The sequence below is a fragment of the Pedobacter sp. ASV1-7 genome, assembly GCF_040203335.1.
Classification (GTDB): Bacteria; Bacteroidota; Bacteroidia; order Sphingobacteriales; family Sphingobacteriaceae; genus Pedobacter.
In genome coordinates this window covers 422,554-442,000 of record NZ_JBEHBV010000002.1, presented here as the reverse complement: position 1 = coordinate 442,000, position 19,447 = coordinate 422,554, and the positions used below count along the sequence as shown (strand labels likewise).

Below are 19,447 nucleotides of genomic sequence, written 5' to 3'. Positions count from 1 at the left end.
CTTTTGTTTAACAAAGAAGGGCGTTTTCTGCTACTAATATAATGAAAATATGCTTCTACAGGCAATAGGACAAGATTTTTTTAAAGAATATTTATCAAATATTTTTTTCATTACAAACGAGTAGCTGCTAATTGGCACGAATTAAATATATTATGTCTCTTAAACAACCAAATATTTTTCTTGGAAAAAGCACTAAATGGACTATTAGAACCATCAAAACATAGTAGTTGTTTAACGTTGCAGTCAACAATAATGAAATAGGAAAGAAAACCTGATAAAAATCGGCCATTACGATATGGTAAACTCGATTTTCCGGAGCAACAATGAACACAGGCTTATATTTCAGTTTAAAAGTTCGGATATACGCTAAAATTGAGTATACAAATAGAAATAAAACAGGTAATAGTTGATCTATGGAGTAGAGCATTATGATAATTGCCATCATTTCTATAATGAAAATTACGATTTCTCTTATTTTAAAATTTTCAGGATAAATTTTAACTGCAAAAGTGCTTAATCCGGCTTCTATATCGTTTTTTCTGTCAAAAAACTGGTGCCATAATATACCTCTTATGCCATAACATAATGCCCAGATACCTGTACTGGTAAACCAAAGCCAATCAACATGTTCGTTGCTATAAAAGCTCATGCTACTCACCATCAATAAGCTTGTGAAAATATGAGATCCGCTAGCATCTGCTAATACTCCCCATAAACCTCTATTCTTGAGTCGTACAGGACGGAAAGAATATAAGCTAAAGCTAATCCATGGCAATATATATAAACTGATAGATAGCCAGTCGGGATATAAAAAGTAACAGCAGAATGCACCTGCAGACAGGCATAATAACGGGAAGAGCCAACGGATATTAGGATTTACATTTGCTATCCTATTTACTTTACCACTAGCCTGATCGTCCTGTATGTCTGTTATATCATTTATAATGCTAACATATGCAGCCCCAATGATCAAAGACAAAAGCAAAAATAAAAGGTGAGGAATTGATTTTAAAAAATCGGCGTTAGTTTTAATTACAGTTGCATAGCCTATGGCTAGTAATGGAGGAAGTTTGTATTCCCACCACTCAGCAGATCTTATGACTTTTAATAGATTCAAAGACTTCTCTGTTAGGTTAGCAGGTTATTTATGCTGTTAGCAAATTCAATTTCAGGGGAATCTGGAAAATGATTTTTGATGTGCGAACAAGCCGTTTTACCAATCTCATGCCATTTGTCACGCATTTCCCATGCATCATCCATAATTTTTTCGAAACCATCTTCTGTCGCTTCTCCTATAAAACCATTAATTTTATGATTGATAATTTCTGAATTTCCACCTGCGGTACTTACAATTACCGTTCTGCCTAACGACATAGCTTCTATCATAGACAAAGGAAGTCCTTCACTTCTTGAAGGTAAGACTAACGCATGATGATCACTCCATATTTCCTCTATATTCTGATGAAATCCTATGAACTGAACATTTTTAATATCAAGAAGCTTTACCATATCTTTTATACCTTCTTCATCAAGTCCTGTCCCGATAAAGGTGACTGATATTGGTCGGTTTCTCCATTTTTCTTTGTTAAGAATGCGTAATAGGATATCCTGGCCCTTATCAATGATAAACAGTCGGGCAACACAAGCTAAACGAATGCCATTTTCAGTTTGTGGAAATGGCAATACATGTGTTTTTGTCTTTATAGGGTTAAAAACAACTTCGCTATTTGGAAGTCTAATGCCGAATTGTTCTTCCGTCAATCTCTTATTATGATGAGAAACAAAGTAACATTTAAGTGCGTTTAGTAATGTTTCTTTCATGTAGGCTCTATCTGTATAATAAGGCCAGTAAAAGTCTACTGCTTTTTGTGCTATGACTACATAAGGTATTTTTAGTAAATAGCATTGATATGCGTAAGAAAGTCCGTCAAAATTTATTCCCTGAGCTATTATAACAAGTTGTGGTCTGGAGATTTCCATTTCCCTATGAAACTTATATAAACTATGGTTATCCCTAAATGAGCTAAGGTTTAATTTATGTAAATAATAATTTACTTTACGTTTTATTTTCTGAGGTATTGATAGTATTGGATCTAGTTCAACTAATTTAACATTTTGATTAATGAGTTTAATGACTTCAGAGTTAGATCGGTTAAATTTTGCCTTATAAACTGTTAGTGTTTTCTTTTCTTTAAGCATTGGAATAGACCTGGCCCATAGTTCTTCACTTCCGCCCCAATCGTCCATACAAAAGGTAACAAGTGCTATTTCTTTCTGATCAATATATTTCATATGTACCTGAATGATTGCTTAATTTTCATTGTTTTGTTTACCCTTATGGATTTTGTAAAGTGCTAAAGCTTCAAGACAAAAACCAGTTGTCATTTCTTCAGAACCAAAAGTTGTACGTTTTTTAGGACCGCCATAATAAACTCCGCGTCTTATCCAGCCTCCTGATCGGTTTTGTTGTTCAATCAGGTATTTTATCGCTTGATCTAACACTATTGAATCATGATTACAATTTATAAGAGATATGATGCTTAGAGCAGTATCCAATACACTTTCTCCAAATGAATTGTCAGGTTTTATATTATGAAGAATTCGGTCGGTCATAAGTTTGACGATAGGAGCTAATTCTTTAATGCCTGCTTTGTAATTTCTTGAGAAAAAGTAATAAATAGTAAAAGGGTTTCTATACCAGGAATCACAATCACCTTCTCTTTCTGAACTAATGATTTCTATCATGTAATTCAGCATTACTATAGTCTTTTCGTTCAGCCCCAAATATAGAAGTGCATTTGCATTAACAACAGCATCTACATCATATCTTGAGGCCTCGGTATTTCTCCAGAACAAAAAAGTCTTAATGGGGTGTTTAAATTCCCTCAGACTCAAAAGCCAGTAGTTTTTTGATGGATTCAGTTTTGGTCGCAATGTAAACCAGGTATATAACAATCCTTTTGTAGTTCGATTAGCCAAAATTAATCCGGAATTGTCAATTGAAGGTTTACCTAATTTTTGAAGTACTAACGAAGCACAAACAGTATTATCTACATCGGGTGGACAAATCGGAAACAACGGGTTTAAGACCGTGAAATTGTTCCATGCACCTCCACGCATAATATGGTACTGAAGAAAGGCTGCACATTTCTCAAGTATCTCATTTACTTCTGGTATACTTCTTAAATTAAGTAATGAATATGCAATTAGGGAAGTAGGGAATACATTGCTGTGCGTAACACACATTTTCATTTCATCGTCCGCACTAATATAACAACAGAATTCACCATTAGGGAGTTGATGGTCATAAAGATACAATACACCATTTTTAATAGAATTATCTATGTCCAGATTCATCATGTTGTTTTTGCTGGTGAATTATCATTAAATAAATTAGCATAGTCTCCTGGCATTTCCAGTAATTCTCTGTCCGTTCCTTGCTGCAATATTGCTCCACCTGATAGTACATAGATATAATCCGCATGTTTAATTGCAGAATGTCTGTGGCTGATAATTACTCCTGCACGATTTCCAATATGTTTCCTAAAGGAATCAAATAATTCTTTTTCAGCAATTGCATCCAGTGCACTGGTCGCCTCATCAAGTATAATGAACCTTGATTCACTGTATAGAGCTCTTGCAATTGCCAGTTTTTGCCACTGACCTATGCTAACCTCATGTCCTTCATCAAATAGCCTGCCCATCATTGTATCATATCCCTTTGTAAATTTTTCAATAAAGGAATGGGAGCCAGCTTTTTTTGATGCAGCAATGATATTTTTTTCATGAAATTCTTTTTCAATGTCTCCAAAACGTATATTGTCAGCAGCAGATACATTGTATTTTGAAAAGTCTTGAAAAACTGTACTTATCTGTTTTCGATAAGTCATCAGGTTAAATTCCTGTATGTCCAAATCACCTAATGTTATTGAACCGGAATTTGGTTCATAAAGTCGACATAATAACTTAATTAAAGTGGATTTCCCTGCGCCATTTAACCCTACGATGGCAACGATCTTTCCGGAAGGAATCTTTATATTAATATTACTTAATGCTGGTTTGGACGAATGGGGATAGGTGAAACTTACATTTTTGAGTTCCAGGTCAAGGTCAATATCTTCTGGAATTGGTTTTTTGTTTTCTTCTGAATTTGTTTCGGGTTGAAGATCAAATAATTCAAATATACTATTGATGAATATGTTGTTTTGATATAAAGCCGAAATACCTGAGGAAATGTTTTGTATGAGTGTAAAAGATTGTGGGAATATGATCAGAAATAATGCAATGTCACCCACGCTGGTAGTCCCTCGTACTGTCCCAACAGCAATATAAGCTATACAGGTGAAAAAACCTATTGTTGCAATTGATGAAGTTATACTTTCGTTTAGGGTTCTTTTATAGCTCAGATTCAGGCGCTGAAGAATCACCTCAATTCTTAATACCTGATACAAATCTTTAAAATAGTTACCCAAATTAAAACTTCTGATCTCTTTCGCCGAAGTATCTGAAGTAATCAGGTTACTTAAGTAGGAAGATTTTCGCTCTAAAGGAGTATGTTTTAATCTCCATATGTTTTGCTTATTGGCAAAATATATTCGTACAAATAGTGTCGGGAGTACAAAAATGAATAATAGCGGAAGTAAGAACCAATTGATTGTGATAAATAATGAGCCTACTGCTAATAAATTGAGCGTATTTTTTGTGATTTCCATGATTGTGGTTATCACAACATTTGGACGATCTGCTCCAGCATCTTTGGCCCGTTTTAATATATCATAGTAATCCGGGCTTTCATAGTGAGATAAATCCATTTGAATCGCCGTGTGGTGTATTTTTTCATCAATGAAGTTAGAGACTTTGGTGGCCTGAACTTCTGTAACATATGCAGATCCTGCTCTTGCAACAGCATATAAGAGAGCAAGAGAACCGGCAATAATTACTTGTCTAACAATTTCTTCTTCGGAATGGGAGGTTACATTAATATGGGCAACTTTATCAATCAGAACTTTTAAAGAATAAATTGAAGCTAAAAACAAAAGGGTTTCTGCCACTATCATAATTATGGATAATAACATCCAGCCTTTGGCGGCATGCCATACCAAAACCAGTGTTCTTTTTACATTTAGATTAGTCTTAAGCTTTTTAAACTTTTGAGCAATTGATTCGACCATGAAAAAAATAACAGTTTATACTTGAAACAGGTATGTGCAAAGCTACTAAAAAATTGCTCAAGCTTTTAGTTTTGATTAATCAAATGGAAATTGATTATCAGCAATTCGGATTTACAAGGTTTTTAAGAAACATGCAGTGTAGAAAAAGATTTGTTGTTTTACAAACAAAAGAATTACATTTATTCTAAAATGCAGATAACATCTATAATTACTGTAAACTTCAATCAACCGGAAGTTACAATCGCTTTCCTTAAATCAGTAAAAGCTCATACTAAAGAAGAAGCTGTTGAAGTGATTGTTGTTGATAATGGGAGTAGAGAAAATCATGTAGTTACATATAAGGAGATATATCCTGAATTAATTTATATCAGATCAGATGTAAACCTTGGTTTTGCAGGTGGAAATAATCTGGGGATTAAAGCTGCTAAAGGAGAGTTTCTCCTGTTCCTGAATAATGACACTGAAATTGTTGAAGACACCATAGAGGTGTTAAAAAACGAAATGAACCAACGTCCTGAAATTGGGATGTTATCACCTTTGATTTTATATTATGATCAGCCGGACATTATCCAATATGCTGGCTTTACAGAAATGAATTACCTGACATGTAGAAACAAAGGTATAGGACAAATGGAAGTGGATAAAGGACAATACAGTAAGGATAGCAGGGAAACCGGGTATTGCCACGGTGCAGCAATGATGTGTCGTAAAAGTGACCTCGAAATAGTTGGTTTAATGGCAGAGCATTTTTTCTTATATTATGAAGAATTGGATTGGTGTGAGAAATTTAAAAAAGCAGATAAGCTTATCTGGTTCACTGGTAAAACAAAAATATATCATAAAGAATCAATAAGTGTTGGTAAAGAAAGTATTATCAAAACTTATTTTATGACCAGAAACCGAATGCTTTTTATCAGAAGAAATACAGGAGCAACAAATACTTTCTTCTTTAGTATATATTATATTTTGTTTGCTTGTTCCAAACAAATTTTGCTATCCTTTTTAAAGGGCCGTTTAAGCCTTATTAAATGGGTTTTTAAAGGGGTGTTATGGAATTTAACAAATTCAAAAAATAGTAATAAACTAGGTTTTAAAATATAAAAAAATGATTATAGTTTTTTGGATCTGCTTATTTCTGGTTATTTATACTTTTGTTGGCTATGGATTAGTCCTGTTTATATTAGTAAGCTTAAAGAAAGTCCTGATCCGGCCATCTAAATATGAAAATAATGCAGATCTTCCAACGGTTACAATACTTATTGCCGCATATAATGAGGAGGATCTTATTGTAGATAAGATAAATAATACTTTAGACCTTAATTATCCTCAGGATAAGCTTGAAGTAATATTTATAACAGATGGTTCAACTGATCATACAGCTGATCGGATAAAAAGGTATAATCAGGTTACTTTATTACATCAGGATGGACGGTCAGGAAAGATGGCGGCTATTAAAAGGGCAATTCCTTTTGTAAATGGTAACATTACGGTTTTTACGGATGCTAATACTTTCTTAAATAAAGATGCAATTCTGGAATTGGTGAAGCATTACCAAAACCCTAAGGTAGGTGCGGTAGCAGGAGAAAAAAGAATATTGGTGGAAGAGTCGGCCGATGCAAGTTCGGCAGGAGAGGGATTTTACTGGAAGTACGAATCAAAGCTTAAAAAATGGGATTATGAGTTATACTCTAACGTAGGAGCAGCAGGAGAGTTATTTAGCATCAGAACGGGCTTGTATCCTTCTGTTGAGTCAGATACCATTATAGATGATCATATGATCGCGATGAGAATTGCTGAAAATGGTTATGTAATTGCATATGAACCTGGCGCTTATGCAATGGAAACTGCATCGGCAAATACTAAAGAAGAATTGAAAAGAAAGATAAGAATTGCAGCAGGAGGTATTCAGTCTATTTTTAGACTCAGAAAAGCTGCAAATCCATTTTATTATCCGGTTCTTACATTTCAATATATTAGTCATAGGGTGCTAAGGTGGACCATAACACCTTTTTTACTAATTTTAGTTTTTATACTAAATCTATTGATTTTACAAAAAAATGGGAGTACTTTGTATATAACTTTATTTATCGGACAAGTTTTGTTTTATTTATTAAGTTTAATTGGGATGTTTTTTGAAAGTAGAAACATACGGATCAAAGCATTTTTTATTCCTTATTATTTTTGTGTTATGAATTACGCAGTTATAGCAGGAATATTCCGGTATTTTAATAATAATCAAAGTGCCGCCTGGGAGAAGTCAAAGAGAAAGGTTTGATGTCTCTATTTATTTCAGCGTATTGCCCATTTGACAACCGAGCCATGCATAACTATACATTGTTACAGCTTTCATAAGGCCCTCTCGACGTTTAAATGACCATACATCTTTTAGAAAATCCTTGCTGTTTTTGTAATTTAACTGATCAAAAGCTACGGATATAGTAGGTGTAAGTGAATAGGCAGAATGCCAGGTACCACGCTTTTCGCCATATAATTGCGTAATCCATGCATTCAGGTGATAATAATCTAGGTGTAAGTAGGGAAATTTCCCCCAGGACCACCTATGAAAAGCTCAGTAGCACTTCCCCAATAGCCTTTTTTAAACCATTTGCTTTCTAACCAATTTGGGCAGGCATAATTTAAATTTAATGGGTCAATTAATGGAAGTAATTCAGGTAATTGATTAGGAATATTAAAGATCAATGGATAAGGCGCAGGATTATTCTCATTGCTAGTTTCCACAAGATCCATTATTTCTTTCATGGTATAAAATCAGTAAATACTGATATATAAATATAAAATAAAAACATCGAATAATTACAGCTCTAATCGCAATAATTTTTTTTGTAATTAATTATTTTTTGTCACTAAAGGTTTTTGTCGATTGTTTTTCACGAGACGGCCATATTCCAGTAATTGATTTTTGTTTGTAATGTGTTTATTGCAAGGCTTATAATATGGTTGTGGTCGATTTTTTTGCTGGAAATATAGAAATTAGTGTCATTTCTTTTGACAATATTTTTTAAGCATTCAATGTCATGTAAGTTGTCGATCAGGCCTTCGCCGCTTGCTTTAAGTATGGCTTCTTTTCTTGTCCATAAGGTATAAAAATCAACTATACCATGAATGCAGCTTAATTCAGATTCCTTGAAGCAAATGTTTAATAATGGAGCAAAATCAAACTTCTCATTTATATATTCGATATCAATTCCAATAGGCTTAGGGCTGAAAGCAATGATGGTAAATCTACCACTATGACTAATGTTAAAATGTATACCTTCAACATGTGGTTTCTTGTTTCCTGTATAGGAGAAATGAATGTCTTTTGTTTTAAGGTTTAAAATGATAGAAAGAATAATTCTTGAAAAGTATTTGCCAATCACATACCGTTTTCTGTCATCTGCACTTCTGAAGCGATTGGCTTTTGTAATTTCATCTATACTAAGAACAGATAAATATCCTGGCTTTATTCTTTCGTAATTATTTATGTTTATTTTAAAAACATGGGTAATATCTTTACTCAATCCTATATCTGAATTATAGTCTTGCCATTCAAGTTGAGGATGCTCGAAATCTATAAGTTTCATTGGTTATGAGCGAAGGCTCCGATTTAATTCATATTGTAATTTCTCTGCAAAGAGATGAACATGATCAGGAGCGAAAAACTTTAAATGCGCTAAAGGAATATCAACTAATGTTAGTTTTCCACCCATATAAGGTGCAAAACCGTTGCTTTCCATATGAGGGATATATGTCATTTTTTTATCGTTCGCTCTGAAAAGTACTACATCTTCTTGATATTTTTTTAATTTATAATGTTCAAATGCTTTTTTATGGGCCTTTTGAATTCTATCTATAACATACAGCGGATTGGCAGGGTCTTTTTTAATGGGATTAAATTTCTTATAATAATTATAAAGGCTGCCCAATATGAAATTTTTCTTATGTATAATAAAGTCTTTAGGATACCTGAAAAAATAAACGAAGGCATAACCTAAAGTCTTTATTAATTGATTAAAGATTTGCCCAAATTTAGTTGCTTTTAAAAGACTGGAATAGCTATCGCCATCATAATAGGTATCAAGAAGGCCTAAAAAAGATACTTTTTTCCCTAACTTCCTAAATTGCTCTGACATCTCCAATGCTATGGTCCCACCGGAAGAATATCCCATTAATAGGTATGGACCTTCTGGATTATTTTTGATGATCTCATTAACATAGCCTTCAGCAATATCTTCAATACTGTCTGCAGGTTCGTCTTCAGGATTTAAACCTAGAGGCTGTAAACCTAAAATAGGTTGATCTTTATCAATCTCTTGGACAAGGCTTTTGAAAATGATAATATTCATTCCCTGACCATGAATAATATAGAGAGGAGGCTTGTTCCCGGAGTTTTTTATTGGAATAAGTGATTTCCAGTTCATCGCCTGGTCAGGTTTGCTTAGATTAAGAGCCAGCTTTTCAATGGTTGAATTGTCAAAAAGAACAGCCAGTGGGAGTCTGATACCTGTCTGTTTTTCAATTTCAACCATTATTTTTATGGCAATCATAGAGTGCCCACCTAGTTCAAAGAAATCATCATTAATGCTTATTTTCTCAAGGGAAAGGTGTTTTGCCCATATATCAGCTATTAGCTTTTGTTCCTTATTATTAGGAGCTATAAAAGGTTTCTCATCATCTTCTGTAAACAAATCATATTTAGGCAAAGCTTTACGATCAACTTTTCCGTTCGCCGTAAGCGGGATCTGATCTAATGGGATTAAAATTCGAGGAACCATATAATCAGGCAGACTTTCTCTCAAATAGGATATAATAACTTGTTTATCAAAGTCTCCATCTGCAACTATATAAGCTGCTAGCATTTTTCCTGATTTCGGATGTTCTTCAACAGTTATGGTACATTGCTTAATATCGGCATGTTTTTGTAAAACATTCTGTATTTCTCCAAGTTCTATTCTGTTACCTCTTATTTTGATTTGATCATCAATACGTCCTAAATACTCAATATTACCATCAGGTAACCATCTTACTAAATCGCCGGTTTTATAAAAAGTGCTATTGCTTTTATCCTCCGGTAAATTGTTTATAAATACTTTATCTGTTAACTCCTGATTATTTAAATATCCCTGAGCAACACCAGCGCCCCCTATATAAAGCTCACCAGGGATGCCAATTGGACATGATCTTAAATTGGAGTTCAATACAAAAATTGATGCATTAGAAAATGGCCTTCCAATGGGAACAGTTACTGGAAAAGTTGATTTTTTATCCACTTTATACAATAATTTGCCAATGGTGGTTTCTGTTGGACCATAATGATTTACAACCTCACATTTTACTGCTGAAGCATCAATCTCTTTAATGAACTCACCAGGTAGAGACTCTCCGCCAAACATCAAAAGCTTCTCGGGAAACAATGCTTTTTCAGCTTGATTTAAAAACTTCCATTGAGATGGAACAATCTTTAAACAGTCTATTTGATGCTTATTAAAATAGTCGTGAATATATACAGTGTCGTTAAACTTATTTTTATTAAAAACATGTAATTCACCACCTATTGCCAAGGCACTGTATAATATTGTATTCCCAAGGTCAGTAGCAATTGTAGAACCTAAAGCAAAACTTTTACAACTTTCCAGAACAGGCAGATTCGCTTTTAGACCAAAAAGATAATCTACTAAAGAGCCATGTGCTATCATTACACCTTTTGGGTTTCCCGTAGAGCCAGATGTGTATATAACATACAGCAGGTCAGCAGGAGATATTGTAACCTTAGGACGCTCAGCACTTGCTTTCCAGACATCAATTCCGGAATCATCCAGACAAATGACTTCTTTTTCTGTTGTTTTATTGAGCGTTTTTGCTGTTTCATCATCACTAATGATGAAATCAGTATTCGACTCGCTGAGCATGAAGCTTATTCTTTTAACAGGAAACTCGACATCGATAGGTAAGTATGCAGCACCACTTTTTAAAATTCCCAATATACCAATCAGCATTTCCATAGATGGTTTGATACAAATTGGAATTAAAGTTCCAGGTTTTGCACCTTTGCTGATCAGGTGATTAGCAAGTTTGTTAGATTGAGCATTCAGCTTTGCATAGCTTAACTTCCTGCCTTCAAAAACTATTGCAGTATGATCGGGAACTTTTGCAGCCTGCTCATAAAAAAGGTCAACAAAGGTCTTATCTTTTGGGTAATCACAATGTTGAATAGCAATTTCAGGGAAAGGTGACTGGTGAATGATGGCATCCTGAATCGGGGTAGCAGGTTCAGAGGTAAGCTTTCTTAAGAGTAATTCAAACTCTTGCATCATCACGTCAATTGTTGTCGATGTAAAAAGCTGACTATTGTAAGCCCATTCAAATGTTAAAGCATTTTTGGAACCATTTACATTCAAAGAAATTTCAAAAGTCTGAGAAACCCTCGGATTAGAGATCAGTCGATGGTTCAGTTCCTTAAACTCAACTTTCTCATCCATTCCCATATCAACATTAAATACAATTGGTACCAGGGGGACAAGTGCTTTATCACGTTTTAGGTTTAATTTCCTGATCAGTTCACTAAACGTTAACCTTTGATGGTCGTAAGCATCATATATTTCAGATCTTCTTTTTTTTAGATAATCTATGAATGGTTGTTCCGGATCAATTTTACTTAGAAGAGGTAATAAATTTACGCAATGACCAACCAACCTCAAGTTTTCAGTAGCAAGTTGCCCGGCAGAAGGTAATCCTACTACAAGGTCTTTTTGTCCGGTACGATGGTATAACAGGACTTCAAACACAGTAACAAGCGTTACCACTAAACTGCTTCCGGTTTGTTTTGATAGTGCCTGAATTTGAGAAAGTAAATCGTCTGCTAGTTTATAATCATTACGTTTTCCTTTATAGGTCCTTAATGAAGGACGGTTAAAATCGAGCGGTAAATTTATAACAGGAACGTTGTCCTTATATTTATTAAGCCAAAAATCAGTTGTAGATCTATATTCCTCTGTCTTGAAGAAATCAGTTTGCTGTATTGCATAATCACTAATTTGTTCAGCTTTCGGTAATAAAGTCTGTTTGCCACTTGAATGAGCATTATACAATAGACTCAAATCTTCAAGGATTATGCCTAATGACCAACCATCTCCAATTAAATGGTGAATTATGATGGTAAAGTAATGTATGTGCTCATTAAGCTTATGCAAGTAAATTCTAAAAAGAGGACCATTATATAAATCAAATGATTTCCCCATTTCCACTTGAATGGAAGATTTAAGGTTCAATTCTTTTTCAGTCAGAGAGGTTTCAGAAAGATCTTCTGATTTTAAAATATCAAATGATATTTCTTTATATATGATTAAGTCCTCACCATTCTTACTCAATACAGCTCTCAAACCTTCATGTCTGGCAATCAAATCATGTATTGCTTTTTCAAAAGCTAATTCATTAAATCTCCCTTTAAGTTCCAATGATACTGATTCATTGTAAGCCAAACTAGCTTCTTCGCCACCTAAAATACAGGAAAGCCAGACTTCGCGTTGCGGTTCATTGGTAATGGCAATTTTTTCAATTTCATTTCCTTCAAAAGGATTAAAATCAACAGCTACAAGGTTATAATTGTTATGCATTCTTAAGTTGCTTGATTCTAAAGCTGTATTTGTAAAAACTTTCCTGGATTCTTATCATCTTGAACAAACCAGGCTGGATTTCCATTGCTGTCTTTTCCTAGTCTTGCACCAGTAACTGGCGGATTAGACGCATCTAATACCGCTGCTCTTTCTACATTTGAACCATTAACTTCTCTGGTGAAAAAACCTGCATCAATCATTGCATCCATACTTTCTATAAAACATTTAATGATTTCATCAATATCATTATATGTCATCGCTTCTGTAATAAAGCAAGGGAAACCATCTAGGACATGGATGCCTTTTTGACGCATTAAAGTAAACATCAGCTCAGCATACGGTACATCATCATGAAATTTAATCTTCCAGAGTGATCCATAATTGGCTGTAAAGAATGGAAGACTTCTTTTTTCAATCTCAAGATTTAAATTATCAGCTAAGTATTTACCTTTTTGATTTAGTTCTTCCTGTAATGCCGGACCTTTCTCTTTCATATATTCAAGAGCCACTTTTGCAGAAGCCAGAGCTAAAGGATGACGTACAAATGTACCTGCAAAATAGGTTACACCAACTTTTGGGAAGGAGTTGTCACCATATTGCCACGTTCCACCGTCCAGAGCATCCATGAATTCTCTTTTTCCACCAATAACCCCAATTGGCACACCAGCCCCAACGACTTTTCCATAGGAAGCAAGATCTGCACGGATACCAAATATAGCTTGTGCACCTCCCGGATGCATTCTAAATCCAGTTATCACTTCATCAAAAATCAATGCAGTACCTGAATTAAGTGTGATTTCTCTGAGTTCCTTTACAAAATCAATCGGCACAAACTCCGGTCTTCTGCTTTGTATTGGTTCTACCAGAACAGCTGCAATTTCATGTGCACGTTCTTTAATAATAGCAAGGGTTTCTTCTGTACCATAATCAAGTACTAATATGTTCTGGACAGCTTCAGGCATTACGCCCGCAACAGCAGGGAAAGATTTTAACTTTTTGGTTCCACGAACAAGAACTTCATCGATAATACCATGATAAGAACCTGTAAAAGCAACAATCAGTGATCTTCCTGTTGCGGTACGAGCAATTCTGATGCAGCCTAGTACTGCTTCAGAACCTGTACTGCAAAGTGCAGCCCGATCAAATCCCGTTAGTTCACATACTAATTTGCTAACCCGGGCAGCAAGTTCATGCTGAGGACCTACTTCATAACCTTTGTCAATCTGATCATGCATCGCTTTTTTGATAACCGGATGCTGATAGCCGAGCATATTAGAACCAAATCCATTTAAAGCATCTATATATTCATTTCCGTCAATATCCCATAATCTACTACCGTCAGATTTGTTGATAACAATTGGGTAGACCAATTCTTTTGTTTGTATTCTGAAACCTGAAACAACTCTTGGGTCTGACATATAACTTCTGCTTTCTGCAGCATAAGCTTTACTTTTCGCTGTTTTTGCATTATAGCGCTCTGTCAACTCTTTAATAAAACCCAATTGAACAGCATTCAGTGAATCTGTATTGCGTTCTATTCTAGGTGTGGCTCCAAACGGCTTTAGTAGTTCCTTTTTTTCGGAAACACTGATTTCGTCATTCTCAGTTTTCTGCTGCACCATTACAGGAGCAGAATGATTAGCTTGAACAACAGGTTGACCTGGCTGTTGACCATGCATCAGCATCACTTGTTTAGATAAAATCTCTAATTGTTGGGCTATTAATCCTAATGCAGTATCATTCACAGGAAGATTACCTGACATAACAGGGGGAGGAGATTGCGGGATGGACGTTTGGATTGCTTGCTGATGAATTTGTTGTCCATTTAAAGTTACACTGCTTGCTTGATCTGGTGCTGTATTCTGATCAATATAAGCTGTTAACAAGTCTAAATTTGGAAACTCTTCGTGTAATTTTCTAAAAGTAATAGGTAGCTTAAATTCGTTCTTAAGAGAAATGGCAACCTGAGTAAGCAGCAAGGAGTCAAAGCCAATTTCAAGAAAGCTTTGCTGTGTATTAACACCATCCATTTCAATGCCGGAAGCATTTTCCAACACTTGTTTTATTTTCTCAAGTAAAGTATCTTTCCTCATTTTGTTATTGTTTTCAATTGGTATTATGATGTTTTTTGTAGGTGTTGCTATAGTTTCCGACCAATACCTCTTCTTATGGTAATTGTACGTTGGTATATCTAGTTTTTTTCTTGTTGACGTATTGTTAAGCGATTTCCAATCAGGGTTTAAGCCTAATTGCCAAACCCTGCCCAGTGCAAGCAGGATAGAGCGAAGTGAATCAGGTGTTTTCTTGTTATCAAGACTTGCAACTCCAGAAAATTGAGTTTTAATTCCTTGCTGATAAATCAGTGTGGTACATACGGTGCCCGGCCCTGTTTCTATAAAAATAGGGTTATTCATTTCCATTATAGTTTTTACTGCCGCAGAGAATTGAACAGTTTGCCGGAGATGATTTGTCCAATACGTAGAGCTTTGTGCATCAAGATCAGTTAGGAACTGACCTGTAACTGTAGAAACAATCGGTTTTTGAGGCCTGTTCAGCTTTACTTCGGATACTATTTTCGAGAAATCTTCTAAAACCGGATCCATCATTGCTGAATGGAATGCATGGCTGGTAAATAGTTTTTTATTTAAAATTTCTTTGCCATCTAAAACTAATTGGAAAGCAGCAATGTCTTCATCAGATCCAGATGCAACAAATAGCCTATCGCTATTAATAGCTGCTATTGATAATCCGGAAGGTAAACTAATGTCAGTAATTCCTGCCCTTACACTTAACATACTCCCTCCAGGTAATTTACTTATCAGCAAACCTCGGTATGCTACGAGTTTTATAGCATCAGGCAATGAGAAGATACCAGCTAAATGAGCTGCAACATATTCACCTATGCTATGTCCACATAATATTGAAGGAACTATTCCCCGGTTCATCCATACTTTTGCCAGCGCATATTCTGTTACAAAAAGAGCCGGCTGCGTATATTTCGTGTTATTTAGATCTGCAACTGCCTGATCATTATTCTCTTCTGCAAAAAGAACATCCCGGATATCTTTATCTAATAAATCAACCAGCAAATCTGCACATTCATCTATAGCCTGACGATAGACAGGTTCATTGTCGTACAATGATTTGCCCATATTAATGTACTGAGCACCCTGGCCGGGAAATAGAAAAACAGTTTCTCCTGGTAATTGGTTTAATGGAGGGACTTCAAGCCCAGCTGCCCATTCCAAAGAGTTACTCAGCTCATTCAGGTTGTTAGCCACTACAAAAGTACGATAATTGAAATCTTCACGTGTGGTTTGAAGTGTATAGGCCACGTCAGCAAGGCAAGCTCCGGACTGGTTTACATAATTTTTTAAGCTATCGCTATATTTTTGCAAACTAGGTAGTGATTTGGCCGACCAGGCAAAGATCTGTGGTGAATCATCTGATACAGGATCATTTATCTGATTATGGTCGTATTCTTCCATAATCACATGGACGTTCGTGCCTCCAACACCAAAAGAGCTAATTCCAGCTCTTCTAGGACCTTCAGTCTCCCAGTTACTCAGTTTATCATTCACATAGAATGGAGAACCCTTAAAATCAATATTAGGATTTGGATGATCAAAATTGATAGAAGGAGGTATTTCTTTATGGTATAAAGCCAGTGTTGTTTTAATGAGTCCTGCAACACCTGCAGCGGCAGTCATATGTCCCATATTACTTTTTATAGAACCAATGGCGCAATAACCCTCATTTGACTGGGGGCCAAATGCTTGTTTAAGTCCTTCTATTTCTATTGGATCTCCAAGTGGAGTTGCAGTACCATGTGTTTCAATATAGGAAATAGAAGCAGCATCAATATTTGCATCAGAGATAGCCATAGCAATTGCAGATGCCTGTCCATTTGTACTTGGTGCAGTAAAACTTCCTTTTTGGCTGCCATCATTATTTACTCCAATACCTTTAATTACACCATACACTATATCGCCATCTTCAAGGGCATTATTTAATGTTTTTAACAAAACAACACCAGCACCGTCACTAAATACAGTTCCTGTGGCTTTTTCATCGAATGAGCGACAATGCCCATCTTTACTTAACATTGCACCTTCTTGATATAAATGGCCGCTTTTAATAGGCGATGTTATACTTGCTCCGCCGGCGATTGCTACATCACATTGATTCTTTCTAAGACTCTCTACAGCCTGTGCAACAGCAAGGAGGGAAGTAGAGCATGCAGAAAATACACTAACAGCAGGACCTTTTAAATCTAGCTGGTAAGCAGTTCTTGATGAGATATAATCTTTCTCATTTACAGTCATCACCTGAAAGCTACCCAATTGCATTTGCAGATCGGTATTTCCATATACATTGTTAGGATAGTAACTGTTGTTCCCTGATCCAGCAAATACACCAATTAAGCCATCATATACTGCTGGTAAGTGGCCAGTTTTTTCTAATACATCCCTGCTGATTTCAAGGAATACTCTTTGCTGAGGATCCATTGCTTCTGCAAGTTTAGGATTGATGCCGAAAAATGAAGCATCAAAAAAAGCCGAATCTTTAATTATGCCCCTTGCTTTTACATACAAAGGGTCTTTTTTTGTCTCCATCGAAATGGAACTGTCCAGTTCATTGTCTTCAAAAAAAGAAATGGTTTCTTCTCCCTGTTTTAATACATTCCATAATTCAGCTATCGTATCAGCTCCAGGGAACCTTCCAGCCATGCCAATAATGGCTATAGGTTGAGAGATGTCTGCTGATGTACTGTATTTTCTTTTTTTATTTTGAAAAGAATTTCCAGCGTTTAAATACGCTGATATAGCAGCGATGGTAGGAAACTGGTATAATTTTGTGATTGGTAATTCGATATTTTCGGAAGAACGTAAAAGGGATACCGTTTTTAAGGCTAGTAAAGAATTACCTCCAAGTTCAAAAAAGTTATCGTGAATACCTACTGTGTCTAGTTCTAATACATTAGCCCATATTGCTGCAAACTTCTTTTCTTCAACAGAAGATGGAGGGGTGTAGAGTACAGAAATATCCGGACGCTTTTGCTCAGGTGCCGGTAGGGCTTTTTTATCTATTTTACCGCTAGTGGTTTTAGGAAAATCATCCAGCCAGACAAAAGAGGAGGGAATCATATAATCCGGAAGCTGCTCTTCCAGTTGTTTTCTAACTAGTGGTGTACTGATTTCTGTATTAGCGGCAAGAAGGTAAGCTATTAATTTGCTCTGGCCAGCCAAATCATTTTTGGCTGTAACAACAGCTTGTTTTATACCTTCAATTGCATTTAATAATACTTCTATTTCTCCTAATTCAATCCTATAGCCTCTGATTTTAACCTGATCGTCCCGTCTTCCTAAAAACTCTATGGTTTCGTTTTCTTCATAACGGGCAAGGTCTCCGGTCAGATAAACACGAGTCTCTGCTCCATCTATCAAAATATTGGTAAACTTTTCATTAGTCAGATCAGGCTTGTTGAGATACCCTGCGGCCAAACCAAATCCTCCTATAGCCAGTTCTCCTGTTTCACCATGGGGTAACAGATTTTTATCGGGACCAACGATATAAATACTGGTGTTCCATATGGGGACACCAATGTTTGGTAACAGTGGCCAATCGCTGCTTGGTCCTTCCAGAGCCAGTTGCGTAACAACATGGCATTCTGTTGGGCCGTATTGGTTATAAAGTTTACAGTGACTTAATTCTTTAAAAAACTCTTTTATCTGAGGCGTAATTTTCAATTGCTCGCCAGCAGTCATTACCTCCTTTAAACATTGTGGGTATACTTTAGTACTGGTTGCCGCTTCAGCTAAAAACTGAAGTGCAACAAATGGTAGAAAAATACGATCGATATTAAATGTTTCAATATGTTTAAGCAGATTTACAGGGTCTAGTCTTAAATCATCGTTAATCATGATTAAAGTCGCACCACTGGTGAGGGTAGTAAAAATCTCCTGGAAAGATACATCGAAAGTAAGTGGTGCAAATTGTAACGTCCTGGTGCCTGGCCCCGCTAACGAATTTTCATATTGCCAATGGATCAGGTTTACCATCGCTTTATGCGTCATATACACTCCTTTAGGTGTGCCTGTAGAGCCTGAAGTATATAATACGTAGATATTAGGGTTTTGTGATGAGGCAATTGGCGTCGTAGTCTCAGTCAACTCAGACCTTTCCAGAACTTTTAAATCTAATGCTGTAAAGAAATCATTTAAATCTTCTCCTGTAATACAGGATTTGATTTTAGAATCATTAATGATCTGTTTTATTCGATGTTCGGGATAGTTAGGATCTAATGGTAGATATGCTTTTCCTGCTTTAAGAATAGCAAGCAACGCAATTATCATGTCTATAGATCGTACTGTGCTGATGCCAATGATTTCTTCATCAAAGGATTGATTGATAAGTAACTTCGATAAGGCAGTAGATTTAGTATCTAGCTCATGATAGGTCAGAGATTGATTTGCAGAGATTACAGCTATTGCATGCGGATGTTTATGAGCGGCATTTTCAAAAAGTTTGTGTACAAAATAAGCTTTTTGAATCTGTTGATTGGAGGTTTTACCTATCATCATACGAGAGTCTTGGAGTGAATTATTTTTGGTTAGCCCTTCTTCAAAAATAAGAATAATATTTGATGTAAAATAAATAAAG

General features: G+C 35.6%; 10 protein-coding genes. 2 read left to right on the top strand and 8 right to left on the bottom strand.

Annotated features, from left to right (window positions below; genetic code table 11):
• Nucleotides 1-127 precede the first annotated feature (127 nt).
• Genes ABDJ41_RS06855 through ABDJ41_RS06840 form a run of 4 tightly spaced genes read right to left on the bottom strand, consistent with a single transcriptional unit; the run spans nt 128 to nt 5,171 of the window.
• On the bottom strand, nt 128-1,117 hold the full coding sequence (locus ABDJ41_RS06855) for a UbiA family prenyltransferase (RefSeq protein ID WP_349785124.1): 990 nt from the start codon (nt 1,115-1,117) through the stop codon (nt 128-130).
• Nucleotides 1,118-1,128: 11 nt separating this feature from the next.
• Nucleotides 1,129-2,292: a glycosyltransferase family 4 protein gene (locus ABDJ41_RS06850; protein WP_349785123.1), complete on the bottom strand. Its 1,164-nt coding sequence runs from the start codon at nt 2,290-2,292 to the stop codon at nt 1,129-1,131.
• Nucleotides 2,293-2,310: 18 nt separating this feature from the next.
• Complete coding sequence (locus ABDJ41_RS06845; RefSeq protein WP_349785122.1) at nt 2,311-3,360, bottom strand: prenyltransferase/squalene oxidase repeat-containing protein; 1,050 nt, start codon at nt 3,358-3,360, stop codon at nt 2,311-2,313.
• On the bottom strand, nt 3,357-5,171 hold the full coding sequence (locus ABDJ41_RS06840; RefSeq protein WP_349785121.1) for an ABC transporter ATP-binding protein: 1,815 nt from the start codon (nt 5,169-5,171) through the stop codon (nt 3,357-3,359). Before ABDJ41_RS06840 ends, ABDJ41_RS06845 begins: the two co-directional genes overlap by 4 nt.
• A gap of 189 nt (nt 5,172-5,360) precedes the next feature.
• Between ABDJ41_RS06840 and ABDJ41_RS06835 the strand changes: the two genes are divergently transcribed.
• Together ABDJ41_RS06835 and ABDJ41_RS06830 are read left to right on the top strand one after the other, a co-directional pair.
• A complete protein-coding gene (locus ABDJ41_RS06835) occupies nt 5,361-6,272 on the top strand; it encodes a glycosyltransferase family 2 protein (protein WP_349785120.1) in 912 nt (303 codons plus the stop codon).
• Nucleotides 6,273-6,276: 4 nt separating this feature from the next.
• Entirely contained in the window at nt 6,277-7,446 is a 1,170-nt protein-coding gene (locus tag ABDJ41_RS06830) for a glycosyltransferase family 2 protein (RefSeq protein WP_349785119.1), read from the top strand.
• A gap of 248 nt (nt 7,447-7,694) precedes the next feature.
• On the opposite strand, the gene ABDJ41_RS06825 is transcribed toward ABDJ41_RS06830, so the two are convergent.
• The 4 genes from ABDJ41_RS06825 to ABDJ41_RS06810 form a co-directional block, all read right to left on the bottom strand.
• Nucleotides 7,695-7,931, bottom strand: coding sequence for a hypothetical protein (locus ABDJ41_RS06825; protein WP_349785118.1), 237 nt, complete (start codon nt 7,929-7,931; stop codon nt 7,695-7,697).
• Nucleotides 7,932-8,059: 128 nt separating this feature from the next.
• On the bottom strand, nt 8,060-8,755 hold the full coding sequence (locus ABDJ41_RS06820) for a 4'-phosphopantetheinyl transferase family protein (RefSeq protein ID WP_349785116.1): 696 nt from the start codon (nt 8,753-8,755) through the stop codon (nt 8,060-8,062).
• Between the two features lie 3 nt (nt 8,756-8,758).
• The gene (locus tag ABDJ41_RS06815) at nt 8,759-12,784 is read right to left on the bottom strand and encodes a non-ribosomal peptide synthetase (RefSeq protein WP_349785115.1); all 4,026 of its coding nucleotides are present in this window, start codon (nt 12,782-12,784) and stop codon (nt 8,759-8,761) included.
• Nucleotides 12,785-12,801: 17 nt separating this feature from the next.
• A complete protein-coding gene (locus tag ABDJ41_RS06810) occupies nt 12,802-19,368 on the bottom strand; it encodes an amino acid adenylation domain-containing protein (protein WP_349785114.1) in 6,567 nt (2,188 codons plus the stop codon).
• Nucleotides 19,369-19,447 lie beyond the last annotated feature (79 nt).

What these genes read in the sequence shown, in the direction of transcription:
- ABDJ41_RS06815 (WP_349785115.1), bottom strand. Translation starts at nt 12,784, where the DNA reads ATGCATAACAATTATAACCTTGTAGCTGTTGATTTTAATCCTTTTGAA.
- ABDJ41_RS06845 (WP_349785122.1), bottom strand. Translation starts at nt 3,360, where the DNA reads ATGATGAATCTGGACATAGATAATTCTATTAAAAATGGTGTATTGTAT.
- ABDJ41_RS06820 (WP_349785116.1), bottom strand. Translation starts at nt 8,755, where the DNA reads ATGAAACTTATAGATTTCGAGCATCCTCAACTTGAATGGCAAGACTAT.
- ABDJ41_RS06850 (WP_349785123.1), bottom strand. Translation starts at nt 2,292, where the DNA reads ATGAAATATATTGATCAGAAAGAAATAGCACTTGTTACCTTTTGTATG.
- ABDJ41_RS06825 (WP_349785118.1), bottom strand. Translation starts at nt 7,931, where the DNA reads ATGAAAGAAATAATGGATCTTGTGGAAACTAGCAATGAGAATAATCCT.
- ABDJ41_RS06840 (WP_349785121.1), bottom strand. Translation starts at nt 5,171, where the DNA reads ATGGTCGAATCAATTGCTCAAAAGTTTAAAAAGCTTAAGACTAATCTA.
- ABDJ41_RS06835 (WP_349785120.1), top strand. Translation starts at nt 5,361, where the DNA reads ATGCAGATAACATCTATAATTACTGTAAACTTCAATCAACCGGAAGTT.
- ABDJ41_RS06810 (WP_349785114.1), bottom strand. Translation starts at nt 19,368, where the DNA reads ATGATGATAGGTAAAACCTCCAATCAACAGATTCAAAAAGCTTATTTT.
- ABDJ41_RS06830 (WP_349785119.1), top strand. Translation starts at nt 6,277, where the DNA reads ATGATTATAGTTTTTTGGATCTGCTTATTTCTGGTTATTTATACTTTT.